Source organism: Allobosea sp. GW821-FHT03A12, assembly GCF_058986765.1.
The window spans coordinates 1052321-1068546 of sequence record NZ_JBYSVZ010000001.1 but is presented as its reverse complement, the minus strand read 5'-3'; the positions used below and the strand labels follow the sequence as shown (position 1 = coordinate 1068546).

Sequence of the window (16226 nt, the reverse complement as noted above, 5' to 3'; positions counted from 1 at the left end):
GCGGAATCGTTGACCTGAACTCAACCTCGCGGTGAGCGCTCGCGGAACTGGTCGGGCGGCCTACACCTCACCCTACCCTCTCCTTCCAGGAGAGGGTTCCCCGTGCCTTGAATCAGCCGCCCCGCTTCGCCTTCACGCCCGCAATCAGCCACGCCCCGGTCAGGAAGAAGCCGATCAGCACCGCCAGGCCCGCACGCTGGCTAGCGAACAGGCTCGTCGCCAGCGCGACCAGCGTCGGCCCCATGAAGGACGTCACCTTTCCCGCCAGCGCGAACAGGCCGAAGAACTCGCCGATCCGTGCCGGCGGCGCGATGCGGGCGAGCAGGCTGCGCGAGGACGCCTGCAACGGCCCGGCGACGAGGCCGATCAGCAAGCCGAGGCCGAGATAGACCTTCTCCGGCAGCGAGGCGAAGAGGCCGTCGCCCGGCACTGCCGGCGCCGCCTCGATGAAAAAGGCGACCTGTCCCGGCCCGAGCGAGAGGATGCCGATGCAGGCGAAGAGCAGGCAGGCGATGGCGCCGAGGATCACCGGCTTGCCGCCGATCGCATCGTCGAGCTTGCCGCCGGCCCAGGCCCCGAGCGTGCCGGTGATGGTGAGCAGAATGCCGAAGACGCCGAGCTCGATCGTCTGCCAGCCGAAGACCCCGGCGCCGTAGATGCCGCCGAAGGCGAAGAGCGCGACCAGCCCGTCCTGATAGATCATGTTGGCGAGCAGGAAGCGGCCGAGCCCGGGCAGCGAGGGCAGTTCGGCGATCGTCGCCTTGAGATGCGAGAAGCCGCCGGCCGCCGCCTCCTTGAGCGGGATACCCGTCCGTGGCGAATCCGGCGTCAGCAGGAACATCGGGGTGACGAAGATCACAAACCAGAGCGCCGTCAGCGGCCCCGAAAAGCGGTCGCCCTCGCGCGCAGCCGCATCGAGCCCGAACAGCGGCGACAGGCCCGCCAGGGTCTTCCCGGTCTGCGGATCGGCAGCGAGGAAGCCGAGCGTCAATGCCAGCGAGATCAGCCCGCCGAGATAGCCGACCGCCCAACCGGTGCCGGAGAGCCGCCCGAGCCGCTCCGGCGGCACCAGCCGCGTCATCATCGCATTGTTGAAGATCGTCGCGAACTCGGCCCCGATCGTGCCGATGACGAAGCCGCAGAGCGCGATCGGCACCGCCCAGGGCGATCCCGGCTTGGCGTACCAGAGCATCGCCGAACCCGCGACGAGCATCGCGCCGAACACGGCGATCCATGGCTTGCGCGGTCCGGTCCGGTCGGCGATGCCGCCCAGCAGCGGCGAGAGCAGCGCGATGGCGAGCCCGGCAAGGCCCGTCGCATAGCCCCAGAGCGCTTGGCCTTCGGCCGGATCGCTCGCCAGCGCCGAGGCGAAGAAGGGCGCGAAGACGAAGGTGGTGACGAGGGTGAAGAAGGGCTGCGCCGCCCAGTCGAAGAAGATCCAGGCGACGACAGAGCGCCGCGGCGGATAGGTGGTGGGCCGGTCGCCGGCGGCAGGCAGGGAAGTGGCCGTCACTGCAGCGTCGTGTCCGGGTCGGAGCCGCCGCGCGCCAGCTCGATCTCGGTAATCGCGACCAGCACCTCGGCCCGGCTCTTCAGGCTGGGCGCTTCCAATAGCGCCTGCTTCTCGCGCGGCCCGAACGGGCACATCATCGAGAGCGCATTGACCAGCGCCTCGTTCGGCGCCTCGTTGACGCCCTTCCAGTCGATCTTGAGCTCGTTCGCCTTGGCGAAGCTGCGCAGCGCCTTGATGAGCCCGGCGCGGTCGACCTCGTCCTCGCCGGCACGCGCCTCGAAGTCGACGGCGAAATCGCCATAGGACACCCGGCCCTGGCGATAGGGCGTGGTGACCGAGAGCTCCTCCTCCAGCCGGAAGCGCGAGATGCCGGTCAGGGTGATGATATAGCGGTCGTCGCCCGTCTCGGCGAACTGGGTGATCCGGCCGATGCAGCCGACCTGGAGCAGCGGCGGCACCTGCGCCTGCCGTCCGTTCTCCGGCTCGGGCTGGATCATGCCGATGACGCGGTGCGTGCGCAGCGCGTCATCGATCATGGCGAGATAGCGCGGCTCGAAGATGTTGAGCGGCATCTGCCCGCGCGGCAGCAGCAGCGCGCCGGCGAGCGGGAAGAGCGGGATCACGGCCGGGCAATCGTCCGGCCCGGAATAGACCGCGTTCATGCCCATGCGCGCCCTCCCCTTCTCACGAGAACAAGAGGCCCGACAGTTTACGCCGCCCGGCGACGCTGTGCTCGTCCATCGGCCCCCAGGCCTCGAAGAACTGCAGCAGCTGCTTGCGGGCACCGTCATCGTTCCATGTGCGATCGGCCTTGATGATCGCGATCAGATGATCGACCGCCTCCTCGCGCTTGTCGCGGGCGTTCAGCGCCAGAGCGAGCTCGAAACGGGCCTGATGATCTTTCGGATTGGCCGTGACCTTGGCCTCGAGTTCGGCGGTGTCTCCGAGCGAGGCGGCCTGCTCGGCGAGATCGACCGCGGCCCGGACCGCAGCCACCGCCGGATCCTGCGCCTTCGCTTCCGGCACCATGGCCAGGAAGCCCTTGGCGCCCTCGATGTCGCCGGCGTCGAGATGCAGGCGCGCCATGCCGGCGATCGCCGTGATGTTTTCCGGCTCGGCCGCCAGCACCTCGGCATAGAGTTCGCTCGCGCCGGCGGCGTCGCCCGCCTCCAGCGCCTGTGCCGCCGCGGCCAGCACCTCCTCGACGGGCCCCGGCCCCATCGGCCCGACCAGGCGCTCGATGAAGGCCTTCACCTGGCTCTCCGGCTGCGCGCCCATGAAACCGTCGACCGGCTGGCCGCGCTGGAAGGCGATCACCGCGGGGATCGACTGGATGCCGAGCTGGCCGGGGATCGCCGGGTGCTCGTCGATGTTCATCTTGACCAGCTTGACCTTGCCGCCGGCCTCGTTGACGACCTTCTCGATCACCGGGGTCAATTGCTTGCATGGGCCGCACCAGGGCGCCCAGAAGTCGACCAGCACCGGCTGGTTCATCGATTCGGCGATGACGTCCTGGCGGAAGCCCTGCGTCGTCGTGTCCTTGATCGTCCCCTTGGCCGGGGCCGCATCGCCATTGACCAGCATGGCTCGTCCTTCACCTAGCAATCTGTCGACGTGAAATTCGGAAAACCGGATGCCCGCCATGGCGAGCCACCCCATAGATGGGTGGCTTCAGCCGTTCTGTCCATCGTCCGGCGGCGTCGGAAGGTCAATGATCATCGGCTCGTGTCCGACCGCGCGCAGGAAGGCGAGCATGTCGTCTCTGGAGATGCCGAGCGTCGCCGTGTTGACCAGCGGATGGAAATTCAGGCGCTCGCCATCCATCAGGGCGGCATCGAGCACCATGGTGACGTCGCCCGCGTGATCGTTGACCACGGCGAAGGCGGTGACCGAGCCTGGCGTGACGCCGAGCTTCTCCATCAGCAGCTCGGCGGAACCGAAGGAGAGCCGCCCGCTGGCGCCGAGCCGCTCGTGCAGCCGCTTCAGGTCGATCCGCGTGCTCTCCAGCGCCGAGACCAGGAAGATCCGTCCCTTCTTGTCCTTCAGGAACAGGTTCTTGGTGTGGTGCCCGGGAACCTTGCCGCGCAGTTCCTTCGATTCGGCGACGGTGAAGACCGCGACATGGTCGATGCGCTCGGTCTTGATGCCGAGCTCGTCGAGCTTGGCGATGAGATCGTCGGGAGAGAGCGGCGTGGGCATGATCGGCCAGCAAGGACTAGGGACGCTGCGCGATGCCTAAGGCCGCAGGCCGGCGCAGGCAAGCGACACGGAGGACGAGAGCAGCAGTTCGATCTCGTCACCGCGATACGCAGGCGGGACGCGATCGCCTTTTGCGGGCCTGTGCATGACCGCATGTCGCCCCTGCGATTGGCGATTCTCGTCCGCCGCATCGCCTGCCGGGACGATCCGGCTGCCGGCGCAGCCGAAACATCTCTCGAAAAGAGGCGGTTTTCCCAACGGTTTTGCCGGATTGTCACGTGACGATCAGAAAGTTGCAACAAGGCGCTTGCGCTTCCCGCCGCTTTGGGGCAATAACCCGGCCGCGCCGCCAACACGGCGCGACTGTCTCGGATGCGGGTGTAGCTCAGGGGTAGAGCACAACCTTGCCAAGGTTGGGGTCGAGGGTTCGAATCCCTTCGCCCGCTCCAGACAATCTCAAGGCTTGAGAAGCACGTAAGCGTCGGGTTTACCGGCGCTTTTTGCTTTTCTGGCCTGAGCATTTTGAGAGCATTTCCGAAGGGCCCCGAAAGCCCGTGGTTACCTCGCGGTTACAAGTCCGATCTGGAGCCGCGCAGGGCCTCTCGCCCCGCTCCCGCTAACCCTCACTGTTTGAAGCAATTTTCCCGATGCCACTGCAGGAAATGCGGATGCGGCGGTCGTGGGCTCGCAGCGGCGGTAGTGCTCGACCTGTCCTGTTGATGAAACTGCGTATCCCGTCCGCATCGTTGGCCCGCCGCGAGACCAGGATGTCGAGGTCGTCCGACAAGCTGATCAAGCCGCGATCGAACATCCAGTGAGCTGTGCCCGACAGGGCGATGCCGTTGTTGACGATGTCCGGCCCCTTCGCCTCGACGGGACGAATGTGGGCCGCAGCGACCTCGGCCCGGCCGCCACCATTGATCAGCTTGAGACCTGTGATTGCGCAGAGCAGCGGAAACATTTGCTGCAGCTGATCTCGGCGCAAGACGACACCGAAGTTCAGCGAGGAAGAAACATCCTGATGGCGGCGCTGGCAGCACTTAACAAGCTGGGCATCGATCACGGTGAGCTACAGCCCTAGCAACTCCGGCCAAGTCTCCTACGCGCCCGCGCGTAGTCGCCGCCGCTTCCTAGTTCACAGCAGGCGCAGCATGGCATGCACGTGACCGCATGGCAGCGGCGCCGCGAAGGCGTACAGATTGTGGTTACTGCCGCATGTTCTCGAAGCTCTCCTGAAGCCAGCCGCGCATCAAAGCGTATGCACGATCGGCGACCTTTGCATCGTAGCGGCAATTGCCTGCCGTGCTGGTCGCCTCGGTCTCGGTGAAGCAGTGCACCGCTCCGCCCATCTCGACGAACTGCCAATCCGCGCTGCTCGCCCGCATTTCGTCCTTGAAGCTCGGCACATCGGGCAGCGTGCCAACATCGTCTGCGCCGTTGATGACGAGTACGCGTGCCTTTATCGCCTTGGCGAGGTCGGGAGCATCGGTCTTGAGGCCGCCATGGAAGGCGATCACGGCTCTGACCTCCGAACCGCTGCGCGCCAGATCGAGCACGGCGCTGCCGCCGAAGCAGAAGCCGATGGCGGCCAGACGCGTCGGATCGATGGGAGCCACCGAGCCGGCTGCCTTGAGTTCGGCGAAAGCCTTGCCGATGCGTCGGCGCATCAGGCTGCGGTCGCTATAAAGTGGTGCAGTGGCGGCTCTCGCTTCGGCCTCGCTGAGCGGCCTCACAGCCTGCCCATACATATCGGCAAGCAGGATCACGTAATCCTTGCCCGCGATCGACTTCGCCTTCTCGATGGCGATGTCACTGATCCCGTACCAATTCGGGACCATGACGAGGCCCGGCCGCCTGGAGTTGGAGGCATCGTCGTAGACGAGCATGCTCCTGAAGGTGGTGCCGTCCAGTGTCCAGCCGAGGGGTTTGGCGACCATCTTGGCAGAAGCGATGGAGGCGGGCAGCAGGGCCAACAAGGCCAAGGCAAGATGGATCAATCGCATGGCTCATCCCTTCGGCTGTTGAGGCGGTGCGGCAGAATTCCGGAACGCGTACTGGCCGAGCCAGATGCTGCCGACCACAAGCAGACCTCCGACGATCTGAAGCGTCGTCAGCGTCTGCCCGAGGAAAAGCCAGCCGAGCAGGACAGCCGTTACAGGGCTGAGCAAGAGCAACGATGATGCGGCGGACGAGCCAAGGCGAGCGATCCCGCGCAGCCAGAGCACGAACGTCAAGGCCATGCCGATCAGACCGAGCCAGCCGAGCGCGAGAAGGTTGGAAAGACTCGGCAATGGGATGGCGGGCTCGAAGACGAGGCAGAGCGGGACCAGCAGCAAACCGCCGGCCGTCATCTGCCAGGCCGTGAAGGTCACCAGCGACACGGGCGGCGGCCATTTGCGAACGAGGACCGTTCCGCAGGCCATGGAACCGGCTGCAGTCAGGCCTGCGAGGATGCCGACGGGATCGAGCGTCGCGCTGGGTGCCAGGACCAGCAGGGCAACGCCGGCGATCCCGATGAGAGCGGCAGCGACCGACAGACGCCGGATCGGGATCGCAAGGACGAGATTGGCCAGCACGATCACGAACAGCGGCTGGATCGAGGCCACGGTACCAGCAACCCCGCCCGGCAACCGGTAGGCCGAGACGAAGAGCAGGCTCAGGAAGACCGAGAAGTTCAGGGCTCCCAGCAGAAGAACCCGGCCCCACCATAGGCCGCGGGGCAGTTCCCTCACGATCATAAGCAGCAGCAATCCGGCCGGCAGAGCGCGCAGCATTGCCACCGTGATCGGCGAGAAATTGGGCAGGAACTGAGTGGTGACGATGTAGGTCGTGCCCCAGACGATGGGTGCTACCGCCGTGAGCAGAAGATCGAAAGGACGCTGGCTCATGAGATCTGCAGGACCTCGGCGAGCGGGCGCCGCGGCTTCTGCGGCCAGTTCCCGGGCGCGGCGCGGCCGATCGTGACGAGCATCACCGGGATTTCGTTCGGCGCGAGCTCGAATTCGCGCACAACACCCTCGGCATCGAAGCCGACCATCGGACCGGACACCAGGCCCGACGCCTCGGCCGCAAACATCAGGGTCGCGGCGCCGAGGGTGGCTGATCGAAGGGCCTCGTCCCGTGCTGTCTGAGGATGAGCGTATTTCGTGCGGACGCTCTCCTGCCAGCCAGCCGCCATTGCGGCCGGCATGTACCCTGCCGCGACGCTTGGGCCCAGCCTGTCAGCAAGCGTCACATGATCGGGCAGCACACCGCAGACGATGAACGTGACCGCCGCATCCGAGACTTTGGCCTGGCCGAAGGCGACGTCGCGCAGCCGAGCCTTGGCCTCCGGCGACCGCACCGCGATGAACCGCCAGTTCTGCAGATTGTAAGCTGTCGGCGCCCGGGTCGCGAGGCGCGTCAGCTCCTCGATGTCGGCATCTGCGAGCCTATAGTCGGCATCGAACAGGCTTGCCGAAAAGCGCTGCTCGATCAGGTCCACCACGCTGATATTCATTGCTTAGCCCCACTCATAGGATTGCGAATGAGGTAGGGAGCTGATCGACGCAGAAAATGAGCGGAACTAGGAAGACACCGTTCACTCTCGGTGGATGGTGGCTTGCGTGGAAGTCTGCCCAAAAGAAAAACTGCCAAAAGCAGTGCGGAAGGCCATTGTAGCCCACATCGCTTCCGCTGCTTCGCTAGGCGAAGCGCCAGCTTCGATCATGTCGCTGACCAGCCTCGAAATTCATCCGAGAGGAAATCCAGGAAGGCCCGCACCTTCGGCACGAGATGCTGGCGCGAGGGATAGATGGCGTAGAGCGTGGTCACGACGGTGCCCCAGTCTTCAAGCGCGCGCTGCAGGCGCCCTTCCCGCAAATCGTTTTCGACGTAGGGGTACGGAATCAAGCTGAGACCGAAGCCTCCGAGGACCGCATCGCGCACCGCTAGGCTCGACGAGATCGAATACCTGGCGTGGATGGCGACGCGTTCTGTGCTTTCGCCTCGGCTGAATTCCCAGAAGTCTGCATGTCCCGACAGACTGAAGCGGATGCAGCTGTGCTGGGCCAGCTCGGAAGGCACTGTCGGCTTGCCGAAGGCCTCGAAATAGGACGGCGAAGCGCAGATGACATGCGGCATGACCGCGAGCTTCTTGGCGATGAGACTGGTGTCGCCAAGATTGTCGCTGGCGCGGATGACGAGGTCGAAACCCTCCTCGATGATGTTGACCCGTCGGTCATCGAGGTGAACGTCGAGGGCCAGCTTGGGGTGACGCGCGAGGAAGCGCGGAAGTGCTGCCGACAGCCGGATCAGCGTCACCGTCATCGGCGCACCGACCTTCAGGACCCCGCTCGGCTCGGCCTTGATCGAGCCGAGCGCCTGGTCCGCCTCCGACAGCGCATCCAGGCCGCGCACGATGTGCTCGAGATAGATCCGCCCCTCCTCCGTCAGCGCCATGCGCCTGGTAGTGCGGTTGATCAGGCGAGCGCCGAGATGGGCTTCCAATTCGGCGATGTTCTTGCTCACCGCAGCCGGCGACAGCCCGAGCCGGCGCCCGGCTTCGGCGAAGCTGTTGAGCTGCGCGACCTGGCGAAAGACCTGCATGGCTGTGAAGCGATCCATCGCGACCTCCTTCGCCGACGGCCCCGACAATTTCTGCCGCGGTCGCTAGGCTCGGCGGCACGCAGGCGGCACGTCAAGCCCACGCAGATCCGGCCATATCAGTATCCGGCTTACCAACTCCGACTGTTCAAACCCGGCTCGATCCTGCGAATACCTTAGGGCGCGCGACCGGCGCGAGTGCAGTCTCGATGGCATGTGCAACGCGCAGCAGGGTCCGCTCACGATAGGGAGCGGCGGCAAGCTGCACGCCGAGAGGCAATCCGTTGGACGACAGGCCGACCGGCAAGGACAGGGCCGGATCACCGGTTACATTGGACGGTGCCCGTGCATGGCGTTCGTAGGTCGCGGCAATCGCTGCGGGATCATCGAGCCGACATGGCAGGGTGAACGACGAGAGAGAGATGACGGCGTCGACATCCCTCGTTGCTTCGCGATAGCGCCGGATCAGGGCACGTCGCTCCTGTTGGGCGACGATATAGTCCGAAGCGCCTAAGAACGCCCCGGCGGCGAGCTTGCGCCGGCTGATCTCGCAATACTCGGCGGGTCGCTCCGCCAGCCAGCGACGATGCACCGTGTAGAATTCGGCCTGCTGGATCACCCGGCAGCAAGCCTGGAACTCGGCGAGGGATGGAGGGCTAACGGCTACCAGTTCCGCACCGAGCTCCGTCAGGACCTCCAGCGCACGCGCGAATCCGTCGAGGACATCGCTGTCGATCTGCTGGCCCTCGTGGAACCTGTCGAGCACGCCGATCCTGAGTCCTGCGCTGCCGTCGTCCAGCTCGGAAGCATAGCTTTGCTGCCCGGACACCCCTGCGATGACGTCGAGGACAAGGGCGCAGTCTTCCACCGAGCGGGTGAGCGGACCGACATGGTCGAGCGAGAACGCCAGCGGGAAGACCCCGTCGCGCGGAACGAGGTCATATGTCGGCTTCAGGCCGACGACGCCGCAGCAAGTCGCGGGATTGCGGATCGAGCCGACCGTGTCCGTGCCGATCGCCGCCATCGCAAGGCCGGCGGCCACTGCCGCCCCGCCACCGCTGCTTGAGCCGCCGGGATGGCGGTCCCGATCCCAGGGATTTCGTGCCGGCGGAAAGGGCAAATCGAATGCCGGACCGCCGACTGCGAATTCGTGCAGCGCATTCTTGCCGAGAAAGACGGCTCCTGCCTCAGACATTCGCGCGACGACGGCCGCGTCCGCCGAAGCAGGCTCACGGCTGGTCAATCTGGAATGACAGGTCGTCGCCAGCCCGGCGACATCGATGTTGTCCTTGACGGCGTAGGGAATGCCGAGCAGCGGGCTCTGGTCTTCGCCGCGGGCAAGCGCCGCATCGGCTTCCCTGGCGGCCTCCAATGCCTTGTCGGTAGCGACGTCGAGAAAGGCATCGATCGCGGGATTGAACTGCACGATGCGCTCGAGATGCGCCGTCGCCAGCTCCACGGCCGAAAAGCGCCGCTGGCGCAGCGCGCGCGCCGCCTCGGCGATCGAGAGATAGGCGAGATCGCCCGTCACCACGGACCGCCTGGAACGAAGCTGATCGCCGGTTCCTCGTCGACCGCGACATCAGCCGGGGCCGATCGGCGCTGCGCCACCACCCGCTCAATGATCGCCTGCCAGCTCTGCGGGCAGTCTCGCCGCAGCTTTGCCAGGGCGATTTCGGAGCGCTCGTCCGGGTCGCTGGAGATCTGCACGATCACATCCTGTGTCACGGCTCGCCCCTTAGTTCCGCCCTATGCCGGCAGCTCGCGCCTTGTCACGGAACCGGCCGATCGCCTCGTCGGAGCCTTCCGAATTCCAGTCGAACGGGATCACCCTGACGTCTTCGGCAGCCGGCATGAGCTCGGGATGCTTCAGCTTGATCCCGGGCCGGCCAAAGAACAGCAGCGCACCGGCCTGCGTTGCTATGGATTGCGCGCCCTGGGGTGAGCGCACGAAATCGATGAAGAGCCGTGCAGTGTTCGGGTGCGGCGCATCCTTGAGGATGATCGGCGTGAACGGGATCAGAACGACACCCTCGCTTGGGAAGACCTGCTTGACCTCGATCCCACGCGCAATCAGCGATATGGCATCCGCGGGCGTGCCGAGCATGGTCAACGCGATCTCGCCCGAGCCGACAGCATCCCTACCCTGCGCTCCCCTGACATGCAGCGCAGGCTTGTTGGCGCCAAGTTTGCTGAGCCAGCCGTCGCCCAGTGCCTTGGCGACTCCCGCCAGGACCGGCGCGGCTGACGCCGACACGAGGGGATCGATCATCGACGTGCTGCCGGCGAGGCGCGGATCGACGAAATCGGCCCAGCTCGTCGGCCGGAAATCCTTGATCCCACGCCGCTCCAGCGCCGCTGGATTGTAGAGCGGCGAGAAGGAGTAGGCATCAGAGACCCAATAGCCGGGCTCCGACATGCCGTTCCTCTCGGACAGGGTGTAGTCCCTGTAATGGGGTGACTCGTAGCGCAGGATTTCACCGCGCCTGAGCAGGTCCTTGTACCACGCCCAGGACGAAGACCAGACGATGTCGACGCTGTTGCGCTTCTCGCCGAGAAGCGTCTCGATCCGGTTCGTGATCTCGCCAGTCGGCGCGTAGACATAGCCCGCCCGAAGATTATCCAGCCCGTAATGGCGCTTGAATTCGGAGAGGATGATCTCGGCCCGGTTCGGCTCGAACTGCACCCCGATCCAGGACAGGGCGCCTTCCTTGCGGGCGCCTTCGATGAGCTCCCGAACACGCGCCTTCTCATCCAGATCGGTGATTGCGCCGAGCGCGGGAGGTTCCTGCGCCATCGCGGACATCGACGTCACCGTGCCGGCAGCAATCGCCAAGCCGGCCGATACGAATCCGAGCCATTTTGATCGCGCGCGTCTCACTGTCGCCCCCTCGGCAAATGCTGCTGGGACAGGCAGAACGATCTCCACCTGCGCAAAGCGGTTCATCTCAGCTTGATGTCGTGATCGCGGAGAACCTTCCCCCAGCGCTCCCATTCGGTCGCCAGCTTCCGCTCGAAATCCTGCGCACTACTGGGGACCGGCGGCAGCGACATCGCTTCGCCACGGGACTTGGCCAGCGGCTGCGCCAGAATCTCGGTGATCTCCTTGTTGAGCCTCGCGATGATCGCCGGAGGCGTGCCCGCAGGCGCCACCATGCCGAGCCAGAGATCGGCCGCGAGGGCCGGGTCGACGGTCTCGGACAGGAGCGCGACGTCGGGAAACAGTGGCGAGCGCCGGTCGCCGACCTGGGCGATGATGCGGGCCTTGCCGGCTTCGACGAGCGGCACTGCATTGCCGAGGTCCAGGATCATCACCTGGACATCGCCCCCGAGCAGGGCCGTCGTCAGTGTGCTGCCGCCGCTATGGGGGATGTGGACGATGTCGATGCCGGCAATGCCCTTGAACAGCTCGGTGGTCACATGGTTGAGCGAACCGATGCCATAGGAGCCGTAATTGAGCTTGCCGGGATTGGCCTTGGCATAGGCGATCAGCTCCTTGGCATCCTTGACCGGCAGGACCGGATCGACGATCAGCGCCTGCGGGCCGGAGAAGGTCGCGGTGATCGCCTTGAAGTCTTTCGGCGTCGTGTAGGTCGGAGGCTGACGCAGCTGCGGCGAGATGATCAGCCCACTGACATTGCCATGGAACAGGGTATAACCGTCCGGCTCTGCCCGCGCGGCTGCTCCTGCGCCGACGACCTGACCACCGCCCGGCCGGTTCTCGACCACCACCGGCTTTCCCAGTCTCATTTGGAGTTCGGCCGCGATCAACCTGGCGAACAGGTCGGTGGGGCTGCCCGGCGCCACCGCGACGATGATGGTGAGGTTGCGTGTCGGATAATCCGGCTGGGCCGAGGCCGAACCATTGGCCATGAGGGCCAGACCCGCGCTCATGAGCAGCCGCCTGGTCAGAGAGTTGCACGCCATGGCCATTTTTCCCCTTTTTGTGGCGATTAGCTCGCCTGCGTTTCGATGTCCGATCGCAGCGGCGCGATGAGCACGCCACGCTGGTTGCTGCGGGCCAGCGCCCTCTCGACGAAGCCGGACGCCTTCATCTCCTCGATGAATTCGGAAAGATGGGCCATCGCTTCGGTTCGGCGCTTCGGCATGCCCATGGCTTGCCGGATCTCCATGAAGCGGCCATCCATCACCCGCACCGTCGGATCGTTGTCCGCATAGGCCGCCAGCGCCTGTCTCACGCCCGCAACCGCTTCCAGCCGGTCCTGCAGGAAGAGATCGATCATGGCTCGTGCTCCGCCGGTCGCGGCGCGGACGATGGTGGCGTGTCGGAGAGCCCGCGTCAGGAAGAGGTCGTAGGCCGAGCCTCTTCCAACCGCGATCCGAACACCCGGCTGGTCGACATCCTCGACTACTCGCAGCGGTGAGGCGGCCGGCACCATGTAGGTGCCTTCGATCAACAAATAGGGTGCGGTAAAATCGACCTCCGCGGCGCGCTCCGGCTCGATGCCGAAGAACGCCACGTCCCAGATGCCGGACCTGCCGGCTTCGAAGACCTTGCCCGCCGCCTCGAAGGCGACGAGTTCGACCGGCACACCCAGGCGGTAGCCGAGCTCATAGGAGAGATCGACGGCGACGCCAGCCAGCGTTCCGGCCGCCCCGAGCCGCTGCGCGAGCACCGGATTGCCGAAATTGATCGCCGCACGCAGCGTACCGGTGGGCGCGAACTGCCTGACGACTGCAGATGAGATTGGCCTCACGACACGGCCTCCTGTGAGCGATCAGCACGAGCGCCGAGCTCGCGCGGAACCTGCCGTTGCCCGCGCTTTCCGCGGCCAACGTGAAATTGGTGACGATCTTATAGAAGCGCGACTGAGCCGATCGCCCTGCCCTACTCGCCGTCGACCCTCGCCGTTCCCGCGAGTGCCGCGAGATAGCGCTCGATCGAAGCCTCGAAGATTTGCTTCGCCTGGGTCGGAATGACCCGGTCAAAGAAATGCCCGTAGGCGGCATCGAACGGATAGGGCGCGAGCGCTGCGCCGATTGCCTCGACTTCGCGCGGCGAGAGCGGGATGAAGTTGGGATAGGCGCGCATGAACGTGAAATACTTCCGATCCAGCGTGATCGTCGCGGTATCCGCGGTCAGCAGCACACCGCGCCCATTGGCGCCCCCGGCCCAGTGCAAGACCGATGCCCCAGGAAAATGCCCGCCTGTCCGAACGAGCGTCACACCAGGCAGTACTTCCTGCGTATCGCCCTCCCAGAATGTGATCGACGACTCTGGCCGCATGATCCATTTGCGGTCGGCGCCGTGGAGATAGATCGGGATGTCGCCGAAAGCCCGGCTCCAGTCGCCCATGCTGCTATAGAAATGCGGATGGGAGATCGCGATCGCCTTGAGGCCGCCGAGCCCCTTGATCAGGGTGATGGTCGCGGCATCGAGCAGGGAAATGCAGTCCCACAGGACGTTGCCGTGAGGCGTACAGACGAGGAGCGCGCGCTGGCCGATACCGAACTGAGGTCGCGAGCCGATGCCGATGATGCCGGGCTCGTATTCGCGGAAAGCGTTCAGATGGCGAGCAGCGAGCCCTTGCGCGGTCGTCCAGCTCTGGCCGGCTTCCGGAACGAGCTGCCGCTCTTCTTCGCAGATTGGGCAATCGGCCGGCGGCTTTTCGCTCAGCGGATAAGAGGTTCCGCAGGCGGTGCAGATAAAGGAAGGCATGGCGAACTCCAGCGGCGCGCCGCAGCGCGGCAAGGTTATTGTCGTCAGCGTCCGAGATTGCTCTTTGGAACATCCGTGACGATCATCTTCACCTCGTCATCGGAGAAACCGAACGCCTGCAGTGATCGGCAGATGTTGGAACGCAATTGCCGCTTCTGATCATCGGATCGCCCGACGAGCATCTTGATTTCGATACGGCAGAAGCGCTCGGATTTACCCGGCGCAATCAGACGCGTGTTCTCGTCGCGGCAGTTGATGACGATGTCGTTGTGCTCGGCCCGTACGCCCAAGGGCTCGAATGTCGCCTCGTTCACGGCCAGCATCAGCTCGCGCTCGCGGCCGCGCAGCCAGGCGCCGGCCTCGATCCGAATACTTGGCATTTGCTTCCTCGCCTTGAGTATTCTTTGTCTTGACTGATTATTTCGTAGATTGACGGTCGCAGCCTGACAATAGGTGGATCCGAGAGAAACTCTTCACCGTTAGAGAACAATGGTCTTCAGCGGCATCGGCCACATGTTCGAAGCCTTGAGTTCGTCGTGGAGGCGTGTCCGTGCAACCGGCCAAGCATTTCCTGGTCGCGCAGCACCATGACGAGAAACGGCCAGGCCGGAGGCCGGAATAGGGAAGTCGAGGCGGGAAGGCTTGGGCGCCTTACGGAAACCAATCAGGCGTGGGCGGCTTCCGCCCCGACCGACATCGCAAGCCCGCGTTCAAGCGCGGCGCCTACCTGTAGGACCGATGCCTCCGCGAAAGGCGAGCCGACGATCTGGAGGCCGAGTGGCAAGCCGTTCTCCGCTCGCCCGCAGGGCAGCGTCAAGGCCGGCTGCCCGGTGACGCTGAACGGCATGGTGAGGAAGGGCCGCCCGAAAAACGGAAAAGTCTCAGTCGACTCGTCGAAGCGCTCGGCCGGCCCATACTGGTTCGCGGTCACCAGCACGTCGCAGGACCGCATGACCGCGGCCATCTCGGCGATGAGCCTGCGCCGCAGCCGCTGCGCCTGCACATAGTCAGCCGCCGGGATGAAGCCGCCGAGCCGCATGCGGTCGCGCGTGAAGGCGCCGTAGTCGCGCGGGCGCCGCGCCAGCATCGCCGCGTGCACGGCATAGCCTTCGCTTAACAAGATGATCCGCCCGCACGCATTCATCAGCGAAAGATCCGGCAGCGCCAGCTCGACGATCACCGCGCCCTGGTCGCGCAATATCGCGAGAGTGGTCTCGACCGCAGCGCTCATTTCGGCGCATGCCTGCCCCTCGTACCAACTGCGATCGATACCAATGCGCAGGCCGGCGATCGGACAATCGAGAGCCGTGAGGAAATCTGGGACCGGTTGGTCGACCGAGCCGGGGTCGCCATCGTCATTCGCCGCGATCGCCTGCAGCAGCGCGGCGCAATCACCGACCGTCCGCGCCATCGGCCCGACATGGTCGAGCGAGAAGCTGAGAGGATAGACGCCGCGGCGGCTGACCCGTCCATAGCTCGGTTTGAGGCCGACCACACCGCAATGGCCGGCTGGCATGCGGATCGAGCCGCTGGTATCGGTGCCCAGCGAGCCGGCGCAGAGCCCTGCCGCCAGCGCCGCGCCCGAACCGCTCGACGAGCCGCCGGTGACATGGTCGAGCGCGAGCGGATTGCGCGCCGCTGGGAACGGCAGATCGTGCGAGGGCCCGCCAAAGGCGAATTCGTGCGTGGCGAGCTTGCCGAGCAGGATGGCCCCGGCCTCTCGCAGCCGCCGATAGCTGACCGCGTCCTCGCTCGGAATATTGTCGAGCAGCAGGCGCGAATGGCAGGTGGTGCGGATGCCCGCGGTCGCGATGACGTCCTTGAGCGCAATCGGAATGCCATGCAACGGCCCGAGGAAACGGCCCGTTGCGGCGGCACGATCGGCTGCCTCGGCCTGAGCCAAGGCGGTCTCTCCGGTAACGGTGACATAGGCGTTGAGCGTCGCATTGGCGTCGGCGATGCGCGCCAGATAGGCCTGCGTCAGGTCGCGCGCCGTCAGTTCGCGGCGGCGCAGTAGCGTCGCCGCCTCAGCGATAGCGAGCTCATGAAGCGCTGTCATCGCCAGCACTCCCAAACGGAAAAGACCGTGGCCGGCTCCTCGAAGACATCGAGATCGCGCGGCAGCAGCGTCAGCATCCGGCGCAGGCCGAGATATCCCTCGCGCATCGTCACGCGATCTTCTGCTGCAATCGGCACGCCCATGGCTTCAGCCAGCGCGGCGAAGGCCTCGAGCGGAAGCTCCTCGTCCAT

17 protein-coding genes, 1 tRNA gene and 1 pseudogene are annotated in these 16226 nt (G+C 65.4%); 1 reads left to right on the top strand and 18 read right to left on the bottom strand.

Annotation, left to right across the window (positions count from 1 at the left end):
- Window positions 1-112 precede the first annotated feature (112 nt).
- The 4 genes from AC3WLC_RS05045 to AC3WLC_RS05030 all read right to left on the bottom strand — a co-directional run bounded on the left by AC3WLC_RS05045 (window position 113) and on the right by AC3WLC_RS05030 (window position 3712).
- Window positions 113-1513, bottom strand: coding sequence for an MFS transporter (locus AC3WLC_RS05045; RefSeq protein WP_493682832.1), 1401 nt, complete (start codon window positions 1511-1513; stop codon window positions 113-115).
- Window positions 1510-2181: an LON peptidase substrate-binding domain-containing protein gene (locus AC3WLC_RS05040; RefSeq protein WP_346360186.1), complete on the bottom strand. Its 672-nt coding sequence runs from the start codon at window positions 2179-2181 to the stop codon at window positions 1510-1512. The genes AC3WLC_RS05045 and AC3WLC_RS05040 overlap by 4 nt, the downstream gene beginning before the upstream one ends.
- Before the next feature lie 16 nt (window positions 2182-2197).
- Window positions 2198-3097, bottom strand: a complete 900-nt coding sequence (gene trxA, locus AC3WLC_RS05035) for a thioredoxin (RefSeq protein WP_493682831.1) — start codon at window positions 3095-3097, stop codon at window positions 2198-2200.
- Window positions 3098-3184: 87 nt separating this feature from the next.
- Window positions 3185-3712 (bottom strand): prolyl-tRNA synthetase associated domain-containing protein, encoded by a 528-nt coding sequence (locus AC3WLC_RS05030; protein ID WP_493682830.1) that lies wholly within the window; start codon window positions 3710-3712, stop codon window positions 3185-3187.
- Between the two features lie 374 nt (window positions 3713-4086).
- On the opposite strand from AC3WLC_RS05030, the gene AC3WLC_RS05025 reads away from it, so the two are divergent.
- A tRNA-Gly gene (locus AC3WLC_RS05025) sits at window positions 4087-4161 on the top strand.
- 174 nt (window positions 4162-4335) lie between these two features.
- On the opposite strand, the pseudogene AC3WLC_RS05020 reads toward AC3WLC_RS05025, so the two are convergent.
- The 14 genes and pseudogenes from AC3WLC_RS05020 to AC3WLC_RS04955 all read right to left on the bottom strand — a co-directional run.
- A pseudogene (locus AC3WLC_RS05020) lies at window positions 4336-4658 on the bottom strand (HNH endonuclease); the annotation flags it as partial.
- 259 nt (window positions 4659-4917) lie between these two features.
- Window positions 4918-5715, bottom strand: coding sequence for a dienelactone hydrolase family protein (locus AC3WLC_RS05015; protein ID WP_493682829.1), 798 nt, complete (start codon window positions 5713-5715; stop codon window positions 4918-4920).
- A 3-nt stretch (window positions 5716-5718) separates the two neighbouring features.
- Window positions 5719-6600, bottom strand: coding sequence for an EamA family transporter (locus tag AC3WLC_RS05010; RefSeq protein ID WP_493682828.1), 882 nt, complete (start codon window positions 6598-6600; stop codon window positions 5719-5721).
- Window positions 6597-7211: a nitroreductase family protein gene (locus AC3WLC_RS05005; protein ID WP_493682827.1), complete on the bottom strand. Its 615-nt coding sequence runs from the start codon at window positions 7209-7211 to the stop codon at window positions 6597-6599. The genes AC3WLC_RS05010 and AC3WLC_RS05005 overlap by 4 nt, the downstream gene beginning before the upstream one ends.
- Before the next feature lie 206 nt (window positions 7212-7417).
- A complete protein-coding gene (locus tag AC3WLC_RS05000; protein ID WP_493683131.1) occupies window positions 7418-8299 on the bottom strand; it encodes a LysR family transcriptional regulator in 882 nt (293 codons plus the stop codon).
- A gap of 145 nt (window positions 8300-8444) precedes the next feature.
- A complete protein-coding gene (locus AC3WLC_RS04995) occupies window positions 8445-9755 on the bottom strand; it encodes an amidase (RefSeq protein ID WP_493682826.1) in 1311 nt (436 codons plus the stop codon).
- Between the two features lie 68 nt (window positions 9756-9823).
- Window positions 9824-10006, bottom strand: coding sequence for a hypothetical protein (locus AC3WLC_RS04990; protein WP_493682825.1), 183 nt, complete (start codon window positions 10004-10006; stop codon window positions 9824-9826).
- A 28-nt stretch (window positions 10007-10034) separates the two neighbouring features.
- Window positions 10035-11291, bottom strand: coding sequence for an ABC transporter substrate-binding protein (locus AC3WLC_RS04985; RefSeq protein ID WP_493682824.1), 1257 nt, complete (start codon window positions 11289-11291; stop codon window positions 10035-10037).
- Complete coding sequence (locus AC3WLC_RS04980) at window positions 11240-12190, bottom strand: Bug family tripartite tricarboxylate transporter substrate binding protein (RefSeq protein WP_493682823.1); 951 nt, start codon at window positions 12188-12190, stop codon at window positions 11240-11242. The genes AC3WLC_RS04985 and AC3WLC_RS04980 overlap by 52 nt, the downstream gene beginning before the upstream one ends.
- Before the next feature lie 59 nt (window positions 12191-12249).
- On the bottom strand, window positions 12250-13014 hold the full coding sequence (locus AC3WLC_RS04975) for an ABC transporter substrate-binding protein (RefSeq protein WP_493682822.1): 765 nt from the start codon (window positions 13012-13014) through the stop codon (window positions 12250-12252).
- Between the two features lie 131 nt (window positions 13015-13145).
- Window positions 13146-13976, bottom strand: coding sequence for an MBL fold metallo-hydrolase (locus AC3WLC_RS04970; RefSeq protein WP_493682821.1), 831 nt, complete (start codon window positions 13974-13976; stop codon window positions 13146-13148).
- Window positions 13977-14020: 44 nt separating this feature from the next.
- A complete protein-coding gene (locus AC3WLC_RS04965) occupies window positions 14021-14299 on the bottom strand; it encodes a tautomerase family protein (RefSeq protein ID WP_493682820.1) in 279 nt (92 codons plus the stop codon).
- Between the two features lie 341 nt (window positions 14300-14640).
- Window positions 14641-16035 (bottom strand): amidase, encoded by a 1395-nt coding sequence (locus tag AC3WLC_RS04960; RefSeq protein ID WP_493682819.1) that lies wholly within the window; start codon window positions 16033-16035, stop codon window positions 14641-14643.
- A complete protein-coding gene (locus AC3WLC_RS04955; protein ID WP_493682818.1) occupies window positions 16032-16226 on the bottom strand; it encodes a hypothetical protein in 195 nt (64 codons plus the stop codon). The genes AC3WLC_RS04960 and AC3WLC_RS04955 overlap by 4 nt, the downstream gene beginning before the upstream one ends.